Origin of the sequence: Kitasatospora griseola, assembly GCF_014648555.1 — a bacterium.
Taxonomy (GTDB): domain Bacteria; phylum Actinomycetota; class Actinomycetes; order Streptomycetales; family Streptomycetaceae; genus Kitasatospora; species Kitasatospora griseola.
Window position 1 is genome coordinate 50,776 of the sequence record NZ_BMRI01000025.1, and the last position, 25,747, is coordinate 76,522.

Annotated in this window: 17 protein-coding genes and 3 pseudogenes; 14 read left to right on the forward strand and 6 right to left on the reverse strand. The window is 73.4% G+C overall.

Features of this window, described 5'->3' with window-relative positions:
- Positions 1-26 precede the first annotated feature (26 nt).
- From IEZ12_RS26175 to IEZ12_RS26200, 6 genes and pseudogenes are all read left to right on the forward strand, one after another.
- A pseudogene (locus IEZ12_RS26175) lies at positions 27-2,415 on the forward strand (penicillin acylase family protein).
- 124 nt (positions 2,416-2,539) lie between these two features.
- Positions 2,540-4,336 (forward strand): acyl-CoA dehydrogenase, encoded by a 1,797-nt coding sequence (locus tag IEZ12_RS26180; protein ID WP_189275261.1) that lies wholly within the window; start codon positions 2,540-2,542, stop codon positions 4,334-4,336.
- 105 nt (positions 4,337-4,441) lie between these two features.
- Positions 4,442-8,323 carry an NACHT and WD repeat domain-containing protein gene (locus IEZ12_RS26185; protein ID WP_189275263.1) on the forward strand — a complete coding sequence of 1,294 codons (3,882 nt, stop codon included), beginning with the start codon at positions 4,442-4,444 and terminating at the stop codon, positions 8,321-8,323.
- Between the two features lie 139 nt (positions 8,324-8,462).
- Positions 8,463-12,380 carry a tetratricopeptide repeat protein gene (locus IEZ12_RS40160; RefSeq protein ID WP_189275265.1) on the forward strand — a complete coding sequence of 1,306 codons (3,918 nt, stop codon included), beginning with the start codon at positions 8,463-8,465 and terminating at the stop codon, positions 12,378-12,380.
- Positions 12,381-12,476: 96 nt separating this feature from the next.
- A complete protein-coding gene (locus IEZ12_RS26195) occupies positions 12,477-12,965 on the forward strand; it encodes an RrF2 family transcriptional regulator (protein WP_189275267.1) in 489 nt (162 codons plus the stop codon).
- A gap of 234 nt (positions 12,966-13,199) precedes the next feature.
- Complete coding sequence (locus tag IEZ12_RS26200; RefSeq protein WP_189275269.1) at positions 13,200-14,396, forward strand: MFS transporter; 1,197 nt, start codon at positions 13,200-13,202, stop codon at positions 14,394-14,396.
- Here the strand turns inward: IEZ12_RS26200 and IEZ12_RS26205 are convergent.
- A complete protein-coding gene (locus IEZ12_RS26205; RefSeq protein WP_189275271.1) occupies positions 14,383-15,120 on the reverse strand; it encodes a hypothetical protein in 738 nt (245 codons plus the stop codon). The genes IEZ12_RS26200 and IEZ12_RS26205 overlap by 14 nt on opposite strands.
- A 933-nt stretch (positions 15,121-16,053) precedes the next feature.
- Positions 16,054-16,842, reverse strand: a complete 789-nt coding sequence (locus IEZ12_RS26210; RefSeq protein ID WP_189275272.1) for a sporulation protein — start codon at positions 16,840-16,842, stop codon at positions 16,054-16,056.
- A gap of 127 nt (positions 16,843-16,969) precedes the next feature.
- Between IEZ12_RS26210 and IEZ12_RS26215 the strand changes: the two genes are divergently transcribed.
- From IEZ12_RS26215 to IEZ12_RS26225, 4 genes and pseudogenes are all read left to right on the forward strand, one after another.
- Positions 16,970-17,752, forward strand: a complete 783-nt coding sequence (locus IEZ12_RS26215) for a sporulation protein (protein WP_189275275.1) — start codon at positions 16,970-16,972, stop codon at positions 17,750-17,752.
- Positions 17,753-18,160: 408 nt separating this feature from the next.
- The gene (locus tag IEZ12_RS26220) at positions 18,161-19,726 is read left to right on the forward strand and encodes an alpha/beta hydrolase (RefSeq protein WP_229848041.1); all 1,566 of its coding nucleotides are present in this window, start codon (positions 18,161-18,163) and stop codon (positions 19,724-19,726) included.
- An 83-nt stretch (positions 19,727-19,809) separates the two neighbouring features.
- Positions 19,810-20,013, forward strand: a pseudogene (locus tag IEZ12_RS39160) (IS630 family transposase); the annotation flags it as partial.
- A 144-nt stretch (positions 20,014-20,157) separates the two neighbouring features.
- Positions 20,158-20,373, forward strand: coding sequence for a bacteriocin immunity protein (locus tag IEZ12_RS26225; RefSeq protein WP_189275342.1), 216 nt, complete (start codon positions 20,158-20,160; stop codon positions 20,371-20,373).
- 19 nt (positions 20,374-20,392) lie between these two features.
- On the opposite strand, the pseudogene IEZ12_RS26230 reads toward IEZ12_RS26225, so the two are convergent.
- The 4 genes and pseudogenes from IEZ12_RS26230 to IEZ12_RS26245 form a co-directional block, all read right to left on the reverse strand.
- Positions 20,393-20,575: pseudogene (locus IEZ12_RS26230) on the reverse strand (IS5/IS1182 family transposase); the annotation flags it as partial.
- Positions 20,576-20,734: 159 nt separating this feature from the next.
- Positions 20,735-21,061: a hypothetical protein gene (locus tag IEZ12_RS26235; RefSeq protein ID WP_189275278.1), complete on the reverse strand. Its 327-nt coding sequence runs from the start codon at positions 21,059-21,061 to the stop codon at positions 20,735-20,737.
- 97 nt (positions 21,062-21,158) lie between these two features.
- Entirely contained in the window at positions 21,159-21,419 is a 261-nt protein-coding gene (locus tag IEZ12_RS26240) for a hypothetical protein (protein ID WP_043911884.1), read from the reverse strand.
- The gene (locus IEZ12_RS26245; protein ID WP_189275281.1) at positions 21,416-21,673 is read right to left on the reverse strand and encodes a hypothetical protein; all 258 of its coding nucleotides are present in this window, start codon (positions 21,671-21,673) and stop codon (positions 21,416-21,418) included. The genes IEZ12_RS26240 and IEZ12_RS26245 overlap by 4 nt, the downstream gene beginning before the upstream one ends.
- A 223-nt stretch (positions 21,674-21,896) precedes the next feature.
- Here IEZ12_RS26245 and IEZ12_RS26250 point away from each other — a divergent pair, with 223 nt between their 5' ends.
- From IEZ12_RS26250 to bioB, 4 genes are all read left to right on the forward strand, one after another.
- Complete coding sequence (locus IEZ12_RS26250; RefSeq protein ID WP_189275283.1) at positions 21,897-22,712, forward strand: SAM-dependent methyltransferase; 816 nt, start codon at positions 21,897-21,899, stop codon at positions 22,710-22,712.
- Positions 22,713-22,885: 173 nt separating this feature from the next.
- Positions 22,886-23,518 (forward strand): DUF4328 domain-containing protein, encoded by a 633-nt coding sequence (locus IEZ12_RS26255; RefSeq protein WP_189275285.1) that lies wholly within the window; start codon positions 22,886-22,888, stop codon positions 23,516-23,518.
- A gap of 91 nt (positions 23,519-23,609) precedes the next feature.
- Positions 23,610-24,257 (forward strand): SMI1/KNR4 family protein, encoded by a 648-nt coding sequence (locus IEZ12_RS26260; protein ID WP_189275287.1) that lies wholly within the window; start codon positions 23,610-23,612, stop codon positions 24,255-24,257.
- Between the two features lie 212 nt (positions 24,258-24,469).
- Positions 24,470-25,693, forward strand: a complete 1,224-nt coding sequence (gene bioB, locus IEZ12_RS26265) for a biotin synthase BioB (protein ID WP_189275288.1) — start codon at positions 24,470-24,472, stop codon at positions 25,691-25,693.
- Positions 25,694-25,747: the final 54 nt, after the last annotated feature.

Consider the following 25,747-nt stretch of genomic DNA (forward strand, 5'->3'; position numbering starts at 1 on the left):
AACGACCGGTGCGGCAGCGTGGATCCATGACGGAGAACACGAAACTGACCACTCGTCAGTCTCGCGCGGGAGTACGCCGGTTGGCGTCCGGTGCGCTCGCCCTCGGGCTGGCCGCCGGGCTGTTGACGGCGCTCGCGCCCGCCTCGGCGCAGGCCGCCGACACCGACCTCGGGGCCGACCGGGGCGGCTGGACCGCCAAGGTCCGGCGGAGCGAGTACGGCGTCCCGCACGTGCTCGCGCGGGACTTCGGCGGCCTCGGGTACGGCTACGGGTACGCCTTCGCCCAGGACAACCTTTGCGAACTCGCTGACCAGGTGGTCACGATGCGCGGCGAGCGCTCGCGCTGGTTCGGCCCGGACGGCGCGTCCTCGGACCGGATCGCCAACCCGGACAGCGACGCCTACCAGCTGGCCCTGCTGCGCGCGGGGACGGTGCGGCGGCTGCTGGCCGAACCCGCGCCGCTCGGCCCGACCGGTGAGGTGCGGCAGCTGGTCGACGGGTACGTCGCGGGGTACAACCGCTACCTGCACGACACCGGAGTCGACCGCCTGCCGGACCCGTCCTGCCGGGGCAAGGGCTGGGTCGGGCCGATCAACGCCGACGACCTCTGGAACATCCTCTACGACGTCAACACCCTCGCGGGCACCGCCAAGACCCTGGTCGCCAACGCCGTCCCGGGCGCCGGGGCGACCTCCCTCGCCGCGGCGCCGGCCCCAGTGCGCCGCGCGGCCGACACGCCCGACCTCGGCAGCAACGGCTGGGCGATCGGACGGGACGCCACCCGCAACGGAAACGGCCTGCTCCTGGCCAACCCGCACCTCCCGTGGGTCGGCTCGCAGCGGTTCTACCAGGCCCAGTTGACCATCCCCGGCGTCCTCGACGTGGCCGGCGCGGGCCTCTACGGCATCCCGTTCCTGCAGATCGGCCACACCAACGGGCTGGCCTGGACGCACACCACCAGCTACTCCGACCACGCGACCCTCTACCGGCTCTCGCTGGCGCCGGGCGACCCGACCTCGTACCTGGTGGACGGCAAGGTCGAACGGATGACCGCGACCACCGTCCCGGTCACCGTCCGGGCCGCCGACGGCACGCTCTCCACCGTCGAACGGACCCTCTACCGCTCCCGGCAGGGCTACGTGCTGGCCGCCGGGTGGACGGGCGAGCAGGCCTACGCCCTGCGCGACGCCAACGCCGACAACCTCCGCTCCCTCAACGAGTGGGTGGCGATGGGCCGTTCGCAGAACCTCGACCAGCTGCGCCAGGCCCAGCGCAGCCCCCTGGGTGTACACCACGGCCGTCGACACCAGCGGAACCGTCTACTTCACCGACTCCGCCGCCGTGCCGCACCTGCCCGACGCGCAGCTGACGCGCTGCCTGGTGCCCAACCCCTGGGAGACGGGCGTGCTGGACGGGTCGACCACCGCCTGCGACCCGGGCACCGACCCGGACGCGCGGGTGCCCGGCATCTTCGGCCCGGCCAACCACCCCGCGCTGACCCGCACCGACTACGTGGCCAACTCCAACAACGGCCCCTACCTGACCAATGCGGACGCGCCGATCGCCGGCCTGCCCATCGTCTACAACGCGGCGCAGCAGCTCGCGACGCGGCCGCAGCTGGGCCTGCGGATGATCGCCGACCGCCGGGCCGGCGCCGACGGCCTCGGCGCGCCCGGCTTCACCCTCGCCACGCTCCAGGCGACCATGTTCGGCAACCGGGTGCAGAGCGCCGAACTGGACCGGGACGACGCCGTCGCGCTGTGCCGCGCGCACCCGGCGATCACGGCGTCCGACGGCACCCGGGTCGACGTGCGCGCCGCGTGCGACGTGCTCGCGGCGTGGGACACCCGGGCCGACGCCGCCGGCCGGGGCACCGTGCTCTGGCAGGCGTACCAGCGCGCGCTGGCGGGCACCCGCAGCCGGGCCTGGCAGACCGTCCCGTACGACCCGGCGCGGCCGTTGACCACCCCGCGCGGGATCGCCGCCGACAACGCCGACGCGCAGCGCGCGTTCGCCGACGCCGTCCTGCGCCTGGCGACCACCGGGGTGCCGGTGGACGCGGCGATCGGTGACGTCCAGCGCTGGGCGGGCATCCCGCTGCACGGCTGCACCGGCGAGATCGGCTGCTTCAACGTGCTGACGGCCGGGCCGGATTCGGGCGCGGGCGGCGGCACCTACCCGGCGGCCGGCGCGGGCGCGCCGCACGGCTCCAGTTTCCTGATGGCCACCGAGCTGACCCGGCAGGGCCCGCGCACCCGGACGCTGCTCACCTACGGGCAGTCCGCCGACCCGAGCTCGCCGCACTTCACCGACCAGACCCGCCGCTACGCCGCCAAGCAGTGGGTGACCGAGCGCTTCACCGAGGCCGAGATCGGCTCCGCCCCGGGCCTCACCGTCACCACCCTGCGCCGCTGACCCGCCGTCAACCCGTTGGGGCCGGGCCGCCGCCGTTCTCCCCGAACGGCGGCGGTCCGGCTTAGGATCTGCGGCCTCTGGACGTCCTCCCCCGGGCGTCCTGCTCACCGGATTGGGGTGTGCCGTGGCCGGGTCGGTGCTGTCGCGTCGGGATCTGGACTTCCTGCTGTTCGAGTGGCTGGGCGCGGAGGCGTTGACCGCGCGGGAGCGGTTCGCCGAGCACGACCGGGAGACCTTCGACGCGGTGCTCGGCCTCGCGGAGGAGCTCGCCGTGCGGCACTTCGCCCCGCACAACCGTCGTAACGACGTGGAGGAGCCGCGGTTCGACGGGGAGCGGGTGGTGCTGCACCCGGAGGTGGGGGCGGCGCTGGAGGCGTTCGTCGCCTCGGGGTTGATGTCGGCGGCGATGGACCACGACCTGGGCGGGCAGCAGTTGCCGACGCTGGTGGCGAACGCCTGCACAGCGTGGTTCCAGGCGGCGAACGTAGGGACGGCGGCGTACCCGTTCCTCACCGTCGCGAACGCCAACCTCCTTGCGGTGTACGGCACGTCGGAGCAGCGCGAGCGGCTGGTGCGCCCACTCGCGGCGGGGCGGTTCTTCGGCACCATGTGCCTCTCGGAGCCGCAGGCGGGATCGTCGCTGGCGGATGTCCGGACCACGGCGGTGCCCCAACCGGACGGCGGCTACCGGCTGTTCGGCACCAAGATGTGGATCTCCGGCGGCGACCACGAGTTGAGCGAGAACATCGTGCACCTGGTGCTGGCCCGGACGCCGGGCGCACCGGCGGGGGTGAAGGGGCTGTCGCTGTTCGCGGTGCCCAAGTACCTGGTGGGGCCGGACGGTTCGCTCGGGGAGCGCAACGACGTGGTGCTCGCGGGGCTGAACCACAAGATGGGGTACCGGGGGACGGTCAACACGGTGCTGAACTTCGGCGAGGGCCAGTACCGTCCGGGCGAAGCGCCGGGCGCGGTGGGCGAGTTGGTGGGTGAGCTGCACCGCGGGCTGGCGTGCATGTTCCACATGATGAACGAGGCCCGGACGGGCGTCGGCCTCGGCGCGGCGGCGCTCGGCTACACCGGCTACCTGCACGCGTTGGACTACGCCCGGTCCCGCCCACAGGGCCGCCCGCTGACGGGCCGTGACCCGTCCGCGCCGCAGGTGCCGATCATCGAGCACCCGGACGTCCGACGGCAGCTGCTCGCCCAGAAGGCTTACGTGGAAGGCGCGTTGGCGCTCAGCCTGTACTGCAGCCGACTGATCGACGACCAGCGCACCGCCACGGAGCCGGCCGAGCGGGCGGCGGCGGGACGGCTGCTGGAGGTGCTGACGCCGGTGGCGAAGAGCTGGCCCACGCAGTGGTGCCTGGCGGCGAACGACCTGGCGATCCAGGTGCACGGCGGGTACGGCTACACCCGGGACCACCCGGTGGAGCAGTTCTACCGGGACAACCGGCTGAACGCGATCCACGAGGGCACGCACGGCATCCAGGCGCTCGACCTGCTCGGGCGGAAGGTGGTGCTGGACGGCGGCGCGGGCCTGGCCGCACTGCTCGGGGCGTTCGCGGCCACCACGGCGAGGGCCGAGCGCGTCGGCGGCGAGGCGGCCCGGTTCGCGGCCGCGCTGGACGCCGCCGCCGGGCGGATCCGGCACACCACCGGGGCGCTGTGGTCGGCGGGCGATCCGGACGTCGCACTGCCGAACGCCTCGGTGTACCTGGAGGCGGTCGGGCACGTGGTGCTGGCCTGGATCTGGCTGGAGCAGTACCTCGCGCTGGGCGCCGCCGACACCCCCTTCCACCATGGCAAGCGGCAGGCCGCCCGGTACTTCTTCCGGGTCGAACTCCCCCGCACCGGGCCGCAGTTCGACCTGCTGGACGCACTCGACCGGACGGCTGCCGACACGCCCTCGGAGTGGTTCTGACCGGTGGCCCCGACAGCCGCCGACTGGACGCCGGGACAGTTGAAGTCTCAAGGCTCTATGGTGAGTTGAGGAGTGAAGAGGTTCGCCTGACGAAGGGGTCGGCCGATGGATCCGGAACCGGAGGAGCCCCGGGTTCACCTGGAGGCCGAGGTGTCCGGCGACGCCAGGGCCTTCCTGGCCGGGCGGGACCTGTTCGCGGCCGAGCGCGACCTGCACCTCCATCTGGAGGACGGCGTCCACCAGGTGCGGCAGGTGCTGTCCGGTCAGGCCGGGACGGAGTGCCCGTACCCGGGGCTGACCGCGTTCGGGCCGGACGACTCCCGGTGGTTCTTCGGTCGGAACCCGGCGATCGCGGACCTGCTCGTGCGCCTGGCCGGGCGGCTCGGTTCGGGCGGGCCGCAGTTCGTGCTCGGGGCGTCCGGCGCGGGGAAGTCGTCGCTGTTGCGTGCGGGGTTGTTGCCCGCCCTGAGCAGGGGCGGGCTTCCACGGGGCGGGGCGGCGCACTGGCCGCACCTGGTCCTCACACCCACCGCCGGGCCGCTGGCCGAGGCGGCCCGCGCGCTGGCGGCGGCGGTGGGCCTGGACCTCGCCGTGGCGGAGTCGCTCGTCGCCGACCCGGCCGGGTTGGCCGCCGCCGTGCGCGAGGCGATGGCCGAGGCCTCGCTGGATCGGCTGGTCGTCGTGGTCGACCAGCTGGAGGAGCTCTTCACCCTGACGTCCGACGACGCCGAACGGCGGGCGTTTCCGGAGCTGATGGCGCAGCTGGCCGAGCCGGGCGGGGGCCGCAAACCCGTCGCACTGGTCGTCTACGGCATGCGGTCCGACTTCTACGGCCGGGCCATGGACCACCCGCGGCTGCGCTCGGCGCTGGCGGACCAGCCGGTCAACCTCGGGCCGCTGCCGGAGCAGGGCCTGCGCGAGGCGATCCTGTTCCCGGCGCGCTCGGCGGGCCTCGATGTGGAACCCGGCCTGGTGGAGCTGCTGCTGCAGGACCTCGGGGCCACCGCCGGCGGCGAGTACGAGGCGGGCCGACTTCCGTTGCTCGCCCACGCGTTGCAGGCGACGTGGCAGCTCCGGGACGGCCATGTCATGACCGTCGGGGCCTACCGGGCGACCGGCGGCGTCCTGCATTCCGTCGCGGCCACCGCAGAGAGGGTGTTCGGCGGTCTCGACGACGACGGTCGGCGGCTGGCGCGCTCGCTGCTGCTGCAGTTGGTGGAGCTGGGTGACGGCACCGACGACACCCGGCGCCGACTGCCCCGGGAGCACCTGATCCGGGAGAGCGCGGATCCGCAGCGGGCTGCCGCCGTGCTGGACACCATGGTCCGGGGCCGGCTGCTCTCCCCGCGGGACGACGGGGTCGAGATCACCCACGAGGCGCTGCTGCGGGCCTGGCCCAGGCTCCAGGCCTGGCTCGGCGAGGACCGCGAGGGCCTGTTGCTCCACCAGCAGCTCGCGGAGGCGAGCGACAGCTGGTCGCAGGACGACCGGCGGCGGCGCAGCCTGTTGCGCGATCCCCGGCTGGCCCGGATCCGCGAGTGGGTGCGGAGCCCGGGCCGGCGGGCCGATCTGACCGTGCAGCAACGGGAGTTCGTCACCGCCAGCGTCCGCGCGGCGCTGGTCCGCCGGGCGGCCCGCACCGTGGGCGTGGTCGGTCTGGTCCTGACGGTCGTGGTCGGTGTGATCGCCGTCCAGCAGCACCGCACGGCCCGGCAGCACGAGGCGGAGCTCACCTCCCGCCGGCTCGCCACGAACGCGGCGGCCATCCGTCCGACCGATCCTTCGGTGGCGCTGGAGCTGAGCCTGGCCGCCTACCGCACGTCGCCCACCGACGAGGCCCGGAACGAGATGTACGCCTCCTACACGAGCCCCTATGCGGTGACCCTCGACGACCCCTCGGGCAAGGATCACCCGGGGACGGTCCTCAGCCTGTCGTTCAGCGCCGACGGGCAGGTCCTCGCGAGCGGCGACACCGACCACAAGGTCAAGCTCTGGGACGTCGCCAATCCCGCCCGTCCCGCCTTCGGCGCCGCGCTCACCACCGAGGGCGCCTCCGCGGTGGCCTTCGCGCCGAACGGCCGCCTCCTCGCGACGCACGGCCGAAGGTCCCTACAGCTCTGGGAGACGACCGACCCGCGCCACCCCAGGCTGCTCAGCAGCACTCCGGACGAGACGGAGGTGGCGTACTCGCTGGCCTTCGGCCCGGACGGGCGGACCTTGGTCTCCGGGGGCGACAGGGGAGTCGCCCGGCTCTGGAACATCGCCGACCCCGCCCGTCCCGCACCGCCCCGCACGTTCTCGGCGGACTCCGAGGACGTCACGGGCGTGGCCTTCCACCCGGACGGCCGGACCGTGGCGACCGCGAGCAACGGCGGAAGCGTGCGGCTCTGGAGCGTGGCCTCGGATCGGCCGACGGTCCTGGCCACCCTGTCGGTCAAGAGCGCCTGGAACCTCGCCTTCCACCCCGGGGGCAGACTGCTCGCGGCCGCCGGCACCTACGGGCAGCTCAACTACTGGGACGTCACCGACCCGAGCCGACCGCTGGCGAGGGAACTGGCGCTCGACAGCGCACGGGGGGACTTCCTGGCCCTCGCCTTCAGCGCCGACGGCAAGGCCCTGGCCTCCGCCAACACCGACGGCAGCGTGAACCAGTTCCAGATCGACCGGCGCCCCGACCCCGACACCGCCGACATCGAGCTGTGGAACACCCTTCCGGGCTCGGGCGCGCTGCGCTCGCTGGCGTTCCGCCCCGACAACCGCACCGTGGCCGTCGGCGGGGACAACGGCCTGGTGCGGATCTGGACGACACCGGGGGCGGTCATTCCGCAGCAGCTGACCGGCGCGGCCGGCAGCACCTCGGGAACGGCGTTCGGCGACGACGGCCGCACGCTGGTGACCAGGGACCAGGACGGCAGTGTCGGGCTCTGGGACATCACCGACCGGCTACGGCCGGTTCCCGGCGCCACCCTGCCGCACCCGTGGTCGAGAGCCGCCTTCCTGTCCGACGGCCGCACCCTTCTCACCGCACCTGCGGACAACTCGTCCGTCGGCCTGTGGGAGGTGGGCGACGCCCACCACCCCGTCCTGCAGGCCACTCTCGCCAGGAGCGGGTCGTCGGCCGGCCGCTTGCCGGCAGTGGCCTCCGCCGGGAGCAACGTCCTCGCCCTGACCGACCCCTCCGCCGGTGTGGTCCACCTCTGGGACATCACGGACCGCCGCCGTCCGCGGGAGGCGGCGACGGTGGCGGTCCCGGACACGCCGGCCGGGATCGGGCTCCACCAGCAGGGGCGCGCACTGGTGGTGATCGACGAGAAGCTGGACGTGCGGCTCTGGAGCCTCGCGGATCCGTACCGTCCGGACGGACCCCACCCGCTGCCCATGGAGTTCCACGACGCCTGGGCCGTCGCCAGCACTCCGCAGCGCCGGATGCTCGTCATGGAGGAGGACCGTGACATCCAGGTCCTCGACGTGTCCGAGGTCAGGAACCCCGTGCGCACGGGAGAGCTGCCGGTGGCGGCGAACGCCTTCGGGGAGTTCGGCGGCGGCAGGTACGTCGCGGCCGCGTCCAACCGGGAACGGGCCGTCAGCTTCTGGGACCTCGACCATCCGGACGCGGCGGTCGCCAGGGTCCCGCTGACGGACAAGGCGCAGGACCTGACGGTCAGCGGCGACGGCCGCACCGTCGGCCTGACCACCGGGGGAATCCTCGTCAGCGGCAAGGTCCTGCTGTGGAACGTCGCCGACCCCGCGAACGTGTCCGTCGGCTCGGCCCTCACCCTGCCCGGAAGCGACCTGGAGTTCAGCCCCGACAGCAGCATGGTGGCCACCAACGTGCGCGACTCCCTGCACGGTGACGGCATCCGCCTCTGGCCACTGGACGCCGACCGCATGTACCGGCAGATCTGCGCCGACATCGGCACGCCGGTACCCGACAGCCGGTGGACGAAGTACGCCGGGAACCATCCCTACCAGCGGCCGTGCGCCTGACGGCGCCTGACGTTCGATCGGCCGGGCCTCGCCCGTAATCGCACGCCGCAGCGCGCCCGCCCTCGTTCGGCTCCGCCGATGACCGGCTGCGCAGGCCTTAGGGTGGGGCGTTCGCAGGGTGGACGGGGGGCGGGGCGTCGTGGAGCGGTCGCGGCTGGTGGGGGTGGGCGGCCCCGGCGGTCCGGGTTCGGGGTGTGCGGTCGGCGGGCGGCTGGTGCTGACGTCCGCCCATGTGGTGCGCGGCGACGGGCCGGTGGAGGTGTTCCGGCCGGCGGGTGCGGGGCCGGTCGGGGCCGAGGTGCTGTGGTGCGGCACGCCGGGCGGGCGGGACGATGCGGCGCTGCTGCTGGTCGACGAGTCGCTGTGGTCCCGGCCGCCGGGTCCGGTGCGCTGGGGACGGCTGGTGACGGACCGTCCGGGGACGCCGTGCGAGACCTGGGGGCTGCCCGACCTCGCCCAGCGGGCGGGCCGCCCGACCGAGGCGGTGCAGCTGGTCGGGGAGGTGAACCCGGGCACCGGCTACGTCGGCAACCGGCACGTCATGGACCTGCGCCAGCAGCCGCCGCAGTGGTCCGCCGGCTCGCCGTGGGGCGGGCTGTCGGGTGCGGCGGTGCACTGCGGCGACCTGCTGGTGGGGGTGGTGGCCGCCGAGCGGGCGCACTCGGGCGGGGCGCAGCTGAACCTGGTGCCCGGGTACGTGCTGCACCACGATCCGGCGTTCCGGGCGGTGTTGGCGGCGCACGGGGCGCCGGCGGCCGCGCTGGAGCCGGTCGAGTTGCAGCACCTGGCCGATCCGGCGGTCGGGCCCGAGCGGGCGGCCGGGCCGGTCCGCTCGCCGGCGGCGCTGCTGCGGGCGGCCCGCCAGGTGGTGCCGTTCCACGGCCGGACCGAGCTGCTGGGCGAACTGGTCGAGTGGTGCGAGCGCGGCGGGTTCGGAGCCTGGCTGCTGCACGGCCCCGGCGGTCAGGGCAAGACCCGGCTGGCGCACGAGCTGGCGGCCCGGCTGTCGGAGCGGCAGTGGGCGGTGCTGTGGCCGCGCCCCGACGCCGGGGCCGAGGAGTTGACGGACTGTCGGCTCGCGACGCGTCCGCTGCTGATCGTCCTGGACTACGCCGAGCACCGCACCGCCCAGCTGGCCGCCCTGGTCGCGGCGGCCGCCGCGCACCGCGGTCCGACGGCGTTCAAGCTCCTGCTGCTGGCCCGCACCGACGGCGACTGGTGGCAGCAGGCCGTCACCGCCGACGACACGGCCCAGGACCACCTGGAGTACGCCCCGGCCCGACGCCTCGACCCGCTCCAGGACGAGCCTGCGGACCGCCCGGCCGCGTACCGGGCGGCGCTCGACGCGCTGGCCGCCGCACTGCCGTTCGTCGAAGGCCAGTCGGGCCCCGACTGGCCTGCCGTCGCCGCGACGCTGCCGATCGCCCCGGGCCTCGACCAGCCCGGCTACGGCAACGCGCTGACCCTGCAGATGGCCGCGCTCGCCGACCTGCTCGACACCACGGGGACGGCCGAGTTCGACGGCCGCCCGGGGGCCGCCGCGGTGGAGGACCGGCTGCTGGGCCACGAACGCCGCTACTGGCAGCGCACCGCGACCGCGCTCGGCCTCTCCCCCGCGCTGTCGGTGCGCGCGCTGGACGCGGTGGTCGCCGCCGCGAACCTGGCCGGCGCCGCCGACCGCGAGCAGGCCGACCTGCTGTGGCGTCACCTCCCGGCGCTGGCCGACCGGTCCCGCGACCGCCGCGACACCGTCACCGCCTGGCTCGGCGCCCTCTACCCCGCCCCCGCACCCCGTCCCTTCGCCCTGCTCCCGCCCGACCGCCTCGCCGAATGCCACATCGCCCGCGTCCTCGACACCGACCCCGCCCTGCCCGAACACCTGCTCCCCGCCCTCGACGCCCCACGCACCGCGCACCTCCTCACGGTCTACACCCGCGCCGCCGCCCACCCGGCCGTCGCCGGCCGCCTCGACGCCGGGCTGACCGCCCTGTGCGTCCGTCAACGCGCGGCGCTGGCCCCGTACTTCGTGCCGCTCGCCACCCGGACTCCCCGGCCGGGGCCGCTGCTGTCGGCACTGGAGACGATCACCTCCGACCCCGGGATGTCGCTGGACGACCTGCTTGAGCTCGACCGGCTGATGCCGGCCGCCAGCCAGGCCCTCGTGCACGAGGCGGGCCGATTGATGCAGGCCCTGACGGACCGCATGCGGGAGGCGCAGGCCGCCGACCCGGACCGGTACGGACTGACCTTGGCTGCCACCCTCGCCGCGTACTCCGTCCGGATGCGCGAACTGGGCCGCACCGAGGAGAGCCTGGCCGTGGCCCAGGAGGCGGTCGACGTGTGCCGGACGTTGGCCGCCGCCGATCCGGAACTCCGGACCGTGGGTCTTGCCCTCATGCTCGGCAACCTCGGCACACAACTCGCCGAAGCCGGCCGCCCCGAGGAGGGCCTGGCCGTCGCGATGGAGGGCATCGCGTTGCAGCGGGCTCTGGGCGATGCCGGTCTGCGGCCACTGGCCGGCGCGCTCGTCAATGCAGCGGGCGTCCTCGGCAGGCTCGGACAGCACCAGGACGGGTTGGCCGCCGCCGAGGAGGCCTTCACCGTGGTTCAGCGGTTCGCCGACGCCGAGCAGCCGGCGGACGTTCAGCTTCGGGCGAGCGTGCTGGCCGTCCTGAGCATGCGGCTGGGCGACCTGGGCCGCCTGCCGGAGAGCGCGGCGGCCGCACAGCAGACGGTGGCCCTGTACCGGGCGCTCGCCGAGTCCGAGCCGGACGCCCACCTGCCCGCCCTCGCCGGAGCCCTCACCAACGAGACCCGGATCTGTCTGCTCCTCGGCCGCCCCGACCAGGGACTGGCCCCGGCCGAGGAAGCAGCCGCGCTGTTCCGCGAGCTGGCGGAGCACAACCCGGATGAGCACCTGCCGACCCTGCTGCTCGTTCTCACCACCCTCACCAGCCACCTGCAGGAGCTCGGCCGCCCGTCCGAAGCACTGGACCGGGCCCGGGAAGCGGTGGCCGTCGCCCGCGCCGTTCACGCCGACCGCGAACCGCTCGCTGCCGCACTTCTCCTGCTGTCCCGCCACTTGGGAATGCAGGGGCACGCGGACGAAGGGCTGACGATCGCTCAGGAAGCGATCGAACTCCTCCGTTCGCTCGACGCCGTCGATCCCGGCGCCCACACGGACGGGCTCGCCGCCGCACTCGACGACTGGTCCGGCCACCTGGAGGTACTGGGCCGGACGGAGGAGGCGCTGGCCGGCCGCGTCGAGGCGGTGAACCTGCTCCGCACGCTCGCCGCTCCGGCGCACCCCGCCGGCTTGGCCGAGTCGCTGGGCGGCCTCGGAGCCCTGCTCGGCCGGCTGGGCCGACATGCGGACGCGGTGCCGGTCTGCGCGGAGGCCGTCGAGGTCCGCACCGCCCTCGCCGGGTCCGACCGCGACGCCCACCGGCCGCAGCTGGTCGGCGCCCTGGTCCGGCTCAGCGACGCACTCAGGCTCGCCGGAGACCGCTCCGCGGCCGTTCGTCCCGCCCGCGATGCTCTCGGCCACAGCCGCAGCTTGGCGGAGGCTGCGCCGGACCGCCATCTTCCGCTGCTGGCCGCCGCGTTGACCAACCTCGCCAACTGCCTCGACGATCCCGACCAATGGGCGGAGAGCCTGGCCCTGGCCGAGGAGGCGACCACCCTCCGACGCCGGCTCGCCGAGTCCGACCCCGGCACCCACCTTCCGCTGCTGGCCCACGCGTTGATCACCCTGGCCACCCAGTCCGGCATGGCCCGGCAAGCAGCGCGGGGACTCGACCCGGCCCTGGAGGCGGTCCGCGTCTGCCGCACCCTCCGCCAGGACGATCCGATCACCCACAGGTCGCTGCTGGCTTCCGCACTGCGCATCGTCGCCCTGCTCCGGCACGACCTCGGCCACCGCGCCGAGGCGCAGAGGGCCGCAGCGGAGTCCCTCGACCTCTACCGGAACCTGGCCGCCGAACAGCCTGCGGTGTTCGGCCCGGTGGTGTCGCAGCTCAGGCAGATCCTGGTGCGGATCGACCAACTGCCGTCGTGAACCGGCTCGTTGCTCAGCCATGTGCGGGCTCTGCGGGGCGGCGGGCGGTGCGCTTTCGCTGGCGGACCACTGTTCCGGACAGCTAGTATCCCGAATATGCGGACGAGCGAAGGCGTCGAGTGGGGCCTGCACTGCTGCCTCACCCTGGTGTGGCTGGGCGAGACCGACCCGGTGCCCTCGGCCCGGCTGGCGGCGATGTTCGAACTGTCGCCGACCTACCTCAACAAGGTGCTCCAACGACTCACCCGGGCAGGCGTGTTGACGTCAACTTCGGGCCCGCGCGGCGGCGTCCGCCTGGCCCGCGACCCCGCCCGGATCACCATGATGGACGTGGTGACGGCCGTCGAGGGCCCCGACCCGCTGTTCGCCTGCGCCGAGATCCGGCAACAGGGCGTCTCCGCGGAGGGCGCACACCCCCGCGAGTTCACCCGCCCCTGCGGCATCGCCGCCGCGATGCGCCGCGCCGAACTCGCCTGGCGCCGCGAACTCGCCGCCCGCACCGTCGCCGACCTCGCCCAGGATGCCCCGACCACCACCATCACCCGCGTCCGCACCAACTACGCCCGCCTCACCTCCACGACCTGAGCAAGCGCGAAAGCAGGGGCGCCGCGCGAAGGGGAACACACTCGCCGGAAGGATCGCGACGCGGGGCAATGACCTGCACGTGTTCGCGACCTTGCTGACGTGCGCTCACTGCTCGCGCTGTTCCGCCCCCTCGGCTTCGCCTGGGGCACTCCCAGCGCCCCTGGTCGTGCGCCTGCCTGCCTTTCGCACCCGAATTCCGGATACCGAACATCCCGAATCCCTAGGAGCCCCACCATGCCCCCACCTCCACCCCCGCCGGCAGCAGGTCTCCGGCCCGCCGCCGTGCTGGCTCTCGGCACCTTCGCCGTCGGCACCGACGCCTTCGTCACCGCCGGCTTCCTCCCCGCCATGGCCGACACGCTGCACGTGTCGACCGCCGCCGCCGGGCAGTCCGTCAGTCTGTTCGCCGCCGTGTACGCACTGGCGTCGCCACTGCTCGCCGTCGCCACCGCCCGACTGCCCCGTCGCACCCTGCTGCTGGGGGCATTGCTGTTACTGACCGCCGCCAACACCCTCTCCGCACTCGCCCCGACCTACGAAGTCCTCCTGGCCGGCCGGGTCCTCGCGGCCCTCGGGGCGGCCGCCTTCACACCGACCGCCGGAGCCACGGCCGCCGCGCTGGCGCGAGCCGACTCACGGGGACGGGCTCTCGCCGTGGTGATCGGCGGATTGACGGTGGCAACCGCCCTCGGGGTGCCGCTCGGGCAGCTGGCCGCCGTCGGTCTGGGGTGGCGGGCAGCGCTGGGCGCCGTCGCGGTGCTGTCCGCACTGAGCGCGCTCGCAATCCACCTGACGCTCCCTCAACTCCCGGGCTCAGAGCCCGTTCCGTTGCGATCGAGGGCGGCGGCGCTGCGCCGTCCGGGAGTGCTCGCAGTGCTGCCGCTGACGGTGCTCGGAATGGCCGCGTGCTACGTGCCGTACTCGTACAGCGTGCCGGTGCTGGCGGCGGTCGGCGTCTCGGGGCGGGTCGCCGTGCCGGTCGCGCTGGCGCTGTACGGCGCAGGTGCGGTGGCGGGCAACCTGTTGGCGGGGCGGTGGACGGACCGGGTCGGTCCGGTGCGGGTGCTGACGGTGGGGTACGCGGCGATGGCGGTGTCGTTCGCGGCGCTGGCCGCTCTCGCGGCGGGGCAGCTGCGCAGCACTGTCGCGGTGGGGGTGTTGGCGTTCCTTTGGGGTGCGAGCAGCTGGTGCCAGACTCCGGCGCAGCAGCACCGGCTGCTGGCCGCCGCCCCCGAACAGGCGTCGCTGGTGGTGTCGTTGAACTCCTCGGCGATCTATCTGGGCATCGGCGCGGGCACCGTGCTGGGCGGGTTGGCGCTGCCGTCGGGTGCGGCGGCGGTGTTCGCGCTGGCGGCGGCGCTGGCGTGCGGCGCGGCGGGGTGTCTCCGTGCGACGGCGGTGCGGGGTCGGGCGGGTGCTACATCCACATGAACGGCTGGCCGGCGATCGCGGCGGCGGACCGGGCACTGGCGGTCAGCAGGTCGTCCGGGTGGTCGCCGGGGCGCTGGTCGGCGTAGCGGGCGGCGATGACGGTGATGTGGTGGCCGACCGTCTCGACCCGGATCGCCGTCATCGGCTTGACGCCCGCGGCGGGGGCCACCACCCCGTCGGGGAAGGTGAATTCGAACTCCGCCGCGTGGTCGCGCACCGCCTGCGCGGCCCGGGCGGCGGCGCCCGGGTCGGCGAAGCGCAGGACGGTGATGCTGGTGATCACGGGCTGGTCGTTGCGGGTGAGCGCGACGCCGAGCCAGGCCTGGCAGTCGAGCTTGTCCAGCAGGTTGCGGCTCTTGTCGTTCTGGACGCCCTGGCAGTCTCCGCCGTCCCGGGCGGCGGTGCGGTGGGCCTTGAACTGGTCGTAATCGTAGCCGCGCTGCGCGGGGAAGTACCGTTCGGAGTTGAAGGCCTGAGCCTCCGTCAGCGGCTTGGCGACCTGCCCGGGCGCGGCGGCGACGGTGGCGGGCAGGCTGCTGGTGGGGCCGAGCCCGGGCAGGATGTCGCCGGGGTGCGGCGTGGACACCACCCAGACGCCGCCGGCGGCCAGCACCGTGACGACGCTCCACAGGGCGGCCAGGCGTCTGCGCTCGCCGACGGCCCGATGCCCGGTCACCGGCAGGTCCTCGGCGGCGCCTGCTGGCGCTTCCCCCTGGATGGTCATGGCGCCGATTCTAAGCAGGTCATCCCACAATCCCACCCTCGGGTCGAACGTATCGGAAGCACCCTTGCCACCGACCGCAAGGAGCAGACATTCGACTTGTCGGCAGATGTGACGTTATGTCCAACTTGCCTGCCCCGACCGGACACTGAGACGCCGCCGGACGGCCGCACAGCCGTCCTGACCCGCCACCGCCGACCCGCCAGGCGCGAGGACTTCTCGCACGCCTCTGCCGTCGCTCTCTCGGACAGCTGACGGGCGCTCGGCAGAGGCGTGCCCACACCGACCGCAGGACGCCTGGAGGACACCACGATGACGACGAACACGGGCGGGACCGGCGAGGCGCAGCACCCTGGCGGCCACGCCACTGGCCGTACTGGCGGCGGCACTGCCCCTCACCACCGCCCCAACCGCGCAGGCCGCCGCCCAGCGCCGACCCGTCTGGTGTCCGGACGTCCCCGGGCACCGGATCGAGCAGATGGCCGGCGCGCTGCAGGGGGTGCTGGACGACTACGACGTGCTGCTGCTGGACCCGCGCGGCACCGGCCGCTCCGGCCGGTTGCCCTGCAACCTCAGCGAGGCCGAGTACCGCTGAGCCCTGCGAGCCGGCCGGCGCGAGGCCATCGCCGAGTGCGCCGAGGAGCTCGGCCCGCGAGCGCCTCGGCTCCCCCAAGCCGGTGCTGTGCGGCCTGTCGTACAGCACCTACCTGATACCGGTCTGCCCCCCGGGCGGGTCGAGTCGATGGTGCTCTCCGACGCCCACCCGCTCGCCTCCGACCCGCTGGCCCGGGCCGGCACCAAGTGGGCTTCCGCCACCCGAGAACCTGCTGCGGAGCCTCGCCGCGGGCACCGCAAATCGGCGCTGCCCGGCCTGCCCGGCCTGTCCGGTCGATCTCGCGCGCGCCCGGCAAGACCGACCGGACAGAACACCTGGCGCTACGCCCGCTCCAGGACGCGCAGTTCGTCCAGTGCGGCGCGCGCCCGGGCCGCCAGGTCGACGTGCGCGACCTCGTGGTGGGCGACGGGGAAGGTGACCGTCGGCGGCCTGGACCTCCACTTGTACTTGCCCGGCGCGGCCCGGCGCAGGTGCACCAGGACGCCGACCTGGTTGGTGACGAAGGACAGCTCCAACTGCGAGAAGTCCCGGCCCTCCCCGGCGGGGTCGGTGAGGAACATCGACTGGTGGCCCTGGTAGAGCTGCCCGGACGCCGGAATGCGTTCGTCGATCACCCGGGCGGAGCGCTCGGTCCAGCCCAGTTCGGCGAAGGCCGCGACGGCGGCGGCCGGTGCGGCGGTCGGCGGCACCCGCAGCGGGATCCGATGGCGGATGCCGCCCTCCTTGACCGGGATGGTGTGCAGCGTGGCCTGCACGCCGACCCCGAAGTCGAAGCCCTGGCCGTCGTACTCGGTGAACGGGCATTCCCAGGGCAGCTCCCGCCGGAACCGCACTTGGTTCTCCTCGCCCGGTGCCAGCTCGAAGCAGTAGTCGTCGACGGTGAGCCCGCAGATCACCATCGCCAGGTTCTTGCCCCGGTGGCTGTAGGCGTCGGCCACCAGCTCCATGCTGAACCTGACCATCTCCAGCGCCTGGCGGCCCGCCCGGATCACCGCCGTGCCGGCGATCCACCGGTCGGTCAGCTCCGGGTCGTCGAGCCGCAGTTCGACCTCGGGCGGGTCGGTCAGCTCCGTCTCGGGCTCGATCCCCGACTCTCCACGCTCGGCCACCGGCGGCCCCCTCCTCGGTGCGGTCAGCGGGACGAGCATAGCCGGGACGGCCTGTTCCGCCTCCGCCGTGTTTCCGCGGCGGGGCCGGCGTTAGGCTTTGCCCGAACTTTGCGCGGGGAGGCGGACGATGGGGCTGCGGAAGCTACTGGGAATCGGCGACGGTAACGGCCGGGACCCGCGGATCGACACCGTGCTCGGCACCGTCCTCCCGCAGCCGGGCCGGCGGATCGACGGCGAGGTGCTGTTCCGGGCCGGCTGGCTGAAGCTGCGGATCCACGACCTGAACCTCGACGTGGTGAGCAAGGCCCGCGACTGGGAAGGCAACACGATCGACGGCCAGGAGGTCGCCCTCCGCCCCGAGATCACCTGGTTCGACGTGGAGCGGAACACGGAGCACCGGATCGGGTTCCACGGCCGGCTGCGCTGGGACTGCCCCGTCACCGAGCTCGGCGGCCGGTCGACCGGCGTCGACCTGTCCCTGGTCACCACGCTCGGCTACGACTCGGACGACGTCCGGGACGTCGACTTCCTGCACGTGGCGGCCCTCCCGCTGCACGAGGCGGTCATGGACGCACTCCTGGCGGAGGGCTACCGCTTCACCGGGTCGGAACTGCTGGCGACGCAGGTGGAGGGCATCGACCACCGCAGCCTGCGGACCCAGGTCTTCCACCTGGAGGACCCGGCCGCCGACCCGGCCGGGTTCCCCGCGCTGGAGGTCGTCTTCGTCAACAACGTGGTGGGCGCGACGGTGTTCGTCCGCCGGGCGGCCCGCCAGTTCTTCTGGTGGCGGGACAAGCCCCCGGCGGTGTCCTTCCCCGTCGCCCACCACGAGGCCGGCACCGTCGATCTCGGCCCCCGGGTCCGCGACGCACTGGCATCCCTCGCCGTGAAGGACCGCGCGCCCCGCTGACGGACCGTCACTCGTGGCAGCAGACCCGGTCGAACCCGGGTCCGACCGGCCCCACTCGGCCAGGAGCTGCCCGGACGATCATGTGACTGTCCAGTGCTCTGACCGACAACGTTCGCCGGGTTGGCGGTGACGGAGCCTGAACCGGTTGGGTGTCGGCCGACATCCGATCAGCAGCGAGCACCTGGCGGTCACCGGAGCGTGGCCGACGACGATCTCCAGGCCGTTCGTCCGGAAACCACCTCCACCTGGCGGTACGCCGCGTGTCGGTCCCGGCCGGGGTGGTCCTGAAGTAGCAGACGCGTAGCGGCAATTCGGCGGGGGAGCCCGGTACCGGTGGTGGACGCGCCCGGCCGCCGCGGCGCCTACGGTCGCCCCGACGGCCCGCCCAGGCACACGAGGGGAAACACCGTGATCCGCGCCGCCAAGCCGGCCGCCGCTCTTGCGGCGCTGGCCCTGACCATCCTCACCGCGTCCGCCGTACCGGCGGCCGGTGTCACCGCGCCCCCGCTCGCGGCGGCGGCCACCGCCGATCCGCTCGCCGCGCTGCGTGGCCAACAGCCGCGCTGGCACCCCTGCACGACCAGCCCGGAGGACACCGCCGGCGCCGAGCTCGACGCCGCCGGCGCCGGCTGCACCGAGCTCGCCGTCCCCCTCGACTACCGTCGCCCCGACGGGCGGACCACCGGGGTCGCCCTCGCCCGGCTGCCCGCCACCGACCAGGCCCGCCGCCTGGGCACCCTGTTCTACAACCCCGGCGGCCCCGGCGTCCCCGCCCGCGACCTCGCCCTCACCCTGCGTCGGGCCGCGCCCGGCCTGGCCGCCCGCTACGACATCGTCGGCATGGACCCGCGCTTCGTCGGTGCCAGCACCCCCCTCGACTGCGGCTGGCCCACGGCCGGCCCCGGCTCGGCCGGCCCCGACCGGCTGACCTTCGACCGGTCCGCCGAGGTCGCCAAGGGCCTCGCGGCCCGCTGCGCGCCGTACCGCGAGCTGCTGCCGCACATCTCCACCCGCAACACAGCCCGGGACATGGACCTGGTGCGCGCCGTCCTCGGCGAGAAGACGATCGCCTACCTCGGCTCCTCCTACGGCAGTTACCTCGGCGAGGTCTACCTCCAGCTGTTCCCCGGGCACGTGGGGCGGGCGGTCTTCGACGCGGCCATGGACCCGGACCGCTTCGGCCCCGACCTGACCGCCACCCAGGGCCCCGCGATGGCGGCCGCGCTCACCGCGTGGGCCGCCTGGGCGGCCCGCCACGACGACCGCCACCACCTGGGCTCGACCACCGCCGAGGTGCTGGCCGCGGTCGAGCGGGTGCGCCTGGCCGCCGGGCGCGCGCCGCTGGCGGTCGGCACCCACCGGGTCGACGCCCAGGCCCTGCCGCAGGTGCTGTGGACGGTGGCGGCCGGGGACGACGCCGCCGCCCGCGAGGAGTTCTCCGCGCTGGTGCGCGTCCTGGCCGACGCCGCCGAAGGCCGTCCGGCGGAGCCGACCGCACTGCTGGAAGCGGTGCTGAGCGGCCTGACGGCCCCCGACGCGGGCGGCTACGCCGCCGTGCAGACCGCGATCATGTGCGCCGACCGCGCCGCCTCACGCGATCCGCTCGCCTACTACCGCGACATCCAGGCCCACCGCGCCGACGAGCCGCTGTTCGGCCCGCTCACCCGCAACCTCACGCCGTGCACCTTCTGGCCGGCGGAGCCCGCCGAACCGCCCACCCTGGTGCGCAACGCCGTGCCGGTCCTGCTGGTCGGCGCCGACGGCGACCCGGCCGCCACCTACCCCGGCCAGCTCTCCGCCCACCGCGCGCTGACCGGCTCCCGCCTGGTGACCCTGCGCGGCGCCTTCCGGCACACCGTCTACGCGGGCCTGTTCGCACCGCGCGACGCCTGCGTGGACACCGCCGTCGACCGCTACCTCCTGGACGGTGTTCTCCCCGTTCAGGACACCGACTGCCCGGCCGCCCGGCCCTAGCCGCATACGTTCGCCGGGTTGGCGTCGGTGGCCCCCTGGGCCGGTTGGATGTCGAGAGACATTCAGTTCGGGAGGGGGCACGGGTGGCGGAACCGGTCAAGGTCCGGAGGCTGACCGACCAGGAAGGTCAGCAGCTACAGAGGGTCGTGCGGCGGGGCAGGACCAGCTCGGTGCACTACCGGCGTGCGATGATGCTGCTGGCCTCGGCCGGCGGCAATCGGGTCCCGGTGATCACCCGGCTGGTGCAGGCGGACGAGGACACCGTGCGGGATGTGATCCACCGGTTCATTGTCATGCCCTCCAACCCTTGCACCCCGGGCCCGCGATCTTACAGAGGCGGCTCCCCTGCAGGCCGCCGTGTCCAACCCGGCGAACCTATGCGGTCACAGCACTAGGCTGGCCCTCGTTTGGAAGGGGCAGCTGTGACAGTGATGGCTCGTGCAACGGCCGTTGCGTTGGTGCAGAAGATCATGGACGCGGACTGTGTCGACGATGCCGAGGCGTACGACGTGCTGGAGGCATTGGGCAGGGCCCTCGGCTGTCCGACCGGCTATGTGAGCGACTTGATCTTCTGGCCCGAGGGGCGGGAGCTGACAGCTGCCGAGGTCGTCGATCAGGCTCTGGAGTACCGGCCCTTCGCCCTGTGAGAGGGCTCCAAACTCGCAGTCAGATGATCAGGGCGGCTACGGTGACGGTGCCGAGGAAGACGTAGCCGCGCTTGTCGTACCGGGTCGCGACGGCGCGGGAGTTCCTCAGCTTTCCGATGGCCCTCTCTGCAGTGTTGCGCTTCTTGTACCGCACCTCGTCGAAGCCGGGTGGCCGTCCGCCTCGCGATCCTCTGCGCGGGCGGCGCTGCCGGTGGTCCCGCCACCGGCCACAATGCCTATTGCGGACAGGCCGGAACGGCCGCAGCCGTTCCCGCTCGGCATCTGTCGGATCACCCCGCCCCACGCTCGAACCAACGACCAGGGCAGGCGAAAGTCACATGATCGGCCAGGCAGCTCCTGGCTAGGAGGAGCTCACCCTCACCGCATCCGGCTTGGCGAACGGCATCGTCTCCCAGCCTTGCGGCCAGCCCCGTTCGTCGCACGGCCGGCCGGCCTCGACCTCGATCAACCGTGGGACGCGGTCCAGCCACCAGACGCCGCCGCCGTGCTCGGGCCAGGGGACCGTGGCGGCGCGGAACCGATCGTCCAGCTCGCGGAGCTCCGGCTCCCAGGCCGTCCGGACCGCTGTCGGCAACTCCGGCCAGGCTCGCGCCAGTTCGTGGCGGCACCCCAGGTCGTTGCTGAGCTCGGGCGCGGACCAGGAGTACCCCGCTTCGACCTCGTCCACCAGTTGTCGCCATTGCGACACCGACCGGCTGATGGCGCCGGGCGACCCGCCGGCCCACCGGTCGGCGTCGGCCACGGCCGTCTTCGCGACCGCCGGCTCACGCACCGAGGCCCGGGACCCACACCAGGCGCAGGACGTCGATGGTGCGTTCGTCGGGGTTGACGAAGAGTTCGGCGGTGACGGACGGGGCGAGGACGGCGCTGCGCAGGTCGCCCCAGTCGTCGACGGGGGAGCCCGCGCCGTCGTCGAGTGTCACCAGTGCGGCGGTGACCAGGGCGAACAGCAGGTCGTCCGCCTTGGAGATCTCGACCATCGCCTGGGCGGGCTGGTCCTGGAGCCAGACCCGCCACCCCTTCACGCGACGGCCCCGACCGACCGACCGGCGGCGAGCACGGGACCGACGGCCCTCCGGTATCCGGAGCGGTCGCCGCCGTACGCCGCGGACATGGCGCGCAGCCACCACGACGTGATCACCGCCTCGCGGTCCAGCGGATCCTCGACCGGCCCCAACTCCGCGTAGAACCGCGCTCGTTCGTCATACGTGAGCGCATGCTCGATGCCGTTGATGCTCCGTGGCACCCGCAGCGTGCCGGACTCCGCCATTGCCGTCATGCCCTGCCCTCCCGTCCCGATGTCTCCGACCGTACCCGGGCTCGCGCGATCCGTCTGCCATCTTTCTCCAACGACTCCCCCGCACCGGCCCGATGGGGCCGTCGCCGCCCGTTCTCCGCGACCCGCCGTCGAGTTGACGGCGCCCGGCGATTCACCGTCTCCACCGGGCGGCGCGCTCCTACGATGGGGAGGCCGACAGTCCGAGCGACAGGGGTTGGTCTCAATGCCGGGCGACACCACAGGAATCGATCCGTCGAAGCCGAGCATCGCTCGCATCTACGACTATCTGCTCGGCGGCACGGACAATTACGCCGTCGACCGCGAGATCGGCGACTTCTTCCTCAAGGGTCTGCCCGGTTCGGTGGCCGTCCCGGTCGAGAACCGGCGGGCGCTGATTCGCGCCGTGGGGACGATGGCCTCCGACGGCATCCGTCAGTTCATCGACATGGGCAGCGGTCTGCCGACCGCCGACAACGTGCACCAGGTCGCCCAGCGGCACCGGCCCGACGCGCGCGTCGCCTACGTCGACAACGATCCGACCGTCCTGGCCCACGGCCGCGCCCTGTTGGCCGCCGACGAACGCACCGTGCTGATCGGGGCGGACGTCCGTGACCCGGAGAGCATCCGCCGCCGTCCCGACGTGGCGAACCTGATCGACTTCGACGAGCCGGTGGGCCTCGTCTTCAGCGCCGTCCTGCACCATCTCGACGACGCGGAGCGGCCCGGGGATCTGGTCCGCTGGTGGACGGACCAGGTGCCGTCGGGCAGTCAGGTCTACCTCTCCCACTTCCGCTCCGGCGACAACGAGCAGACCCGGATCGCGGAACGGAAACTCCAGGACACCTTCGGCCGCGGCCGCTGGCGCACCGACGAGGAGATCACCGCTCTGTTCGGCGACCTCGAACTGCTCCCCCCGGGCCTCGTCAACTGCTCGCTGTGGCGGCCGAGTTACGCGACGGGCAGCGAAACCGGCGCGGAGCGGCGCGAGCTGACGGTGTGGGAGCGGATGATCTCCTGCGCCCTGGCGCGAAAGCCGTGACTCGGCGTTGATTCGGCGTTGACTCGGCGCTGGGGGGCTTCGACGGGGCCGACGCGGTCGTGCGGTGCCACTGAACGGGCAAACCGGCTTTGACAATTCGAACGCGACCCCTATTCTTCAGCCCATCTCTGCGCGTGACCAGCACCGCAGGCACGTTCCGGTGGGGGCTCGTCGTGCACTCCGAATCCGCCTACGACCAGCCGCAGCCGCAGGTCCTGCCCAAGCATGGATCGCTCGCGGGCTTTCGGCGGCTGGCCGTCGCCGCGCAGACGGCGATCGGCGTCCAGACCGCCTGGAGCCTGGTGCTCGGCGCAACCGGCGGCACCAGGTTGACGCTGTTCTCCGTGTCCCTGCTGCTCGTGCCAGTGCTGTTCTTCGCCCCGGTCGTCCTGTTCATCCTCTGGTTCCGGCGCTGCCGGATCAATGTCGACCGCTTCGGTCCGGGGCTGCAGAAGTACTCGGCCGGGTGGACGATCGGCGCCTGGTTCATCCCCCTGGCGATGTGGTGGATCCCGCGCCGGATCGCGCTCGACATCTGGCGCATCACCGCGCCCACCGCCGGTGCCTGGCTGATCAACGCCTGGTGGGCCGCCTGGCTCGCCAAGACGCTCGGCTCCCTGTGGATCAGCCGGCTCAGCGGGAACGCCACCGGTTACTCGCTCTTCGACATGGCGGCAGGCCTGGCCGCCGGAGCGCTCGCCATCCTGATGATCCAGCAGGTCACCTCCCACCAGGAGGCCCGCCTGCGCGCCACCGCGCAGCCCGTCCCGCCGGCCCCGCTGACCCCGCCCGCGCCGCACGCCTGACCGCTTCACGCCTCACCGCCGCATGCCTGACCGCTGCACTCCCTCCCGACACACTCCCTCCCGACGTCCGACTCCCGATGGAGGAGAACCCGTGCCCGACCGTCTGACCGAGGTGCTCGCCGTGCTCGGCCCCGGTGCGCACCGCTTCGCCGACGCTGCGGCGTGGGCCGAGCTGGAAGCCGGTCTCGGCATGGCGCTGCCGGCGGACTTCAAGGCCGTCGTGGACGCGCACGCCCCGATCCGGATCAACCACCACCTCTACCTGCACCATCCGGCCACCGACCGGTGGAACCTCGGGAAGTGGATCCACGAGACCGCCCGGGCCTGGGCCGACGTCGACTTCGACGAGGAGGAGTGGGAGGACCCGGAGGAGGACCCGCGGACTGCGCTCGGCCTGTCGGAGGTGACGTTCGGGACCGCCGGCGGCCTGATCCCGATCGCGGGCACCGACCGCGGCGAGTACGTCTTCCTCGCTCCGCTCCCCGACGACGACAGCAACGACAGCGACAGCAACGGTGGCGACGGCGACGACCCGGGCCTGCGCATCTGCGTCGTGGACCAGGACGTCTGCTGGTACGAGTACCGGATGAGCTTCACGGAGTGGCTCCACCGCTACCTCGCCGGCGAGGACATGGGCGGCCCGAACAGCTCCGCCTTCTACCCCGGCCCGGTCGACCTCCAGTACCTGCCGATGTCCCGCAACGACCGCCCGGTGGCCTGGTCGGGTCCGGACCGCTGAACGGGCCGATGTGCCGACGTGCCGACGTGCCGCCGATCGGACGTCACCCTGTGTGATGCATGTCTCGCCGGGCGCCGAGGGCCGTGGAATACCGTCAGATGGTAAGCAAAGCGGCAGGTCAGGGTGTGTTGTGACTACTCGCACACGCTCCGGGCGATCTTCTGGTGTGTTCCCTCTGGCGGACGGCGGGGCCGCCCGGGCAGGATCGGGCCATGGATCTCCTCGACACGCTGACCGACAAGGGCCTTCGCCGGGAACTGCCCACCCGCGAGGAGGCGCTGGCCGTACTGGCCACCACGGATGACGAGCTGCTGGATGTGGTCGCGGCGGCGGGCCGGGTGCGCCGGCAGTGGTTCGGGCGGCGGGTGAAGCTCAACTACCTGGTGAACCTGAAGAGCGGGCTGTGCCCGGAGGACTGCTCGTACTGCTCGCAGCGGCTCGGGTCGAAGGCGGAAATCCTCAAGTACACCTGGCTGAAGCCGGATCAGGCCGCCGAGGCGGCTGCCGCAGGCGTGGCCGGCGGCGCGAAGCGGGTGTGCCTGGTCGCCAGCGGGCGCGGGCCGACGGACCGGGACATCGACCGGGTCGCGGACACCATCGCCGCCATCAAGGGCGCGGACGAGCAGGTCGAGGTGTGCGCCTGCCTGGGCCTGCTGTCGGACAATCAGGCCGAGCGCCTGAAGGCGGCCGGCGCGGACGCGTACAACCACAACCTGAACACCTCCGAGAGCACCTACGGCGACATCACGACCACCCACACCTATGCGGACCGGGTGGACACCGTGGCGAAGGCCCACGGGGCGGGCCTGTCCGCCTGTTCCGGCCTGATCGCGGGCATGGGCGAGAGCGACGAGGACCTGGTCGACGTGGTCTTCGCGCTGCGCGAGCTGGACCCGGACTCGGTGCCGGTGAACTTCCTGATCCCGTTCGAGGGGACCCCGCTCGCGGAGGAGTGGAACCTGACGCCGCAGCGCTGCCTGCGGATCCTCGCGATGGTCCGATTCGTCTGCCCGGACATCGAGGTGCGGATCGCGGGCGGCCGCGAGGTGCACCTGCGCTCTATGCAGCCGCTGGGCCTGCACATCGCCAACTCGATCTTCCTGGGCGACTACCTGACCAGCGAGGGCCAGGCCGGCCAGGCCGACCTCGACATGATCAAGGACGCCGGTTTCGAGGTGGAGGGCGCCGAGCAGACCACCCTGCCCCGCCACCGTGCCACCGCCTCGGCCGGCGGCTGCGGCGGCGGCGCGTCGGTCTGCGGCAGCAGCGACTCGGCCTGCGACGGCGACTCCGGGTGCGGCGGCCACAAGGACGCGAGCGCCTGCGGCCCGTGCGGCGGTCCCTCGACCGAGGAGGGCTCCGAGGACGAGGCGCGGACCGACCTGGTCCGGGTGCGCCGTCGTGGCGCGGGCACCGAACTGGCGCCGAACGCGTGAGGGACGCAGCGCAGTTGCTCGACCTGGACCGGGCGCACGTCTGGCACCCGTACG

Excerpts from the sequence above, each read along its gene's own strand:
- IEZ12_RS26215 (WP_189275275.1), top strand. The coding sequence starts at position 16,970 with ATGGGGCTGCGGAAGCTACTGGGAATCGGCGACGGTAACGGCCGGGAC.
- IEZ12_RS26205 (WP_189275271.1), bottom strand. The coding sequence starts at position 15,120 with ATGACCATCCAGGGGGAAGCGCCAGCAGGCGCCGCCGAGGACCTGCCG.
- IEZ12_RS26200 (WP_189275269.1), top strand. The coding sequence starts at position 13,200 with ATGCCCCCACCTCCACCCCCGCCGGCAGCAGGTCTCCGGCCCGCCGCC.
- IEZ12_RS26195 (WP_189275267.1), top strand. The coding sequence starts at position 12,477 with ATGCGGACGAGCGAAGGCGTCGAGTGGGGCCTGCACTGCTGCCTCACC.
- IEZ12_RS26225 (WP_189275342.1), top strand. The coding sequence starts at position 20,158 with ATGGCTCGTGCAACGGCCGTTGCGTTGGTGCAGAAGATCATGGACGCG.
- IEZ12_RS26185 (WP_189275263.1), top strand. The coding sequence starts at position 4,442 with ATGGATCCGGAACCGGAGGAGCCCCGGGTTCACCTGGAGGCCGAGGTG.
- IEZ12_RS26245 (WP_189275281.1), bottom strand. The coding sequence starts at position 21,673 with ATGACGGCAATGGCGGAGTCCGGCACGCTGCGGGTGCCACGGAGCATC.
- bioB (WP_189275288.1), top strand. The coding sequence starts at position 24,470 with ATGGATCTCCTCGACACGCTGACCGACAAGGGCCTTCGCCGGGAACTG.
- IEZ12_RS26250 (WP_189275283.1), top strand. The coding sequence starts at position 21,897 with ATGCCGGGCGACACCACAGGAATCGATCCGTCGAAGCCGAGCATCGCT.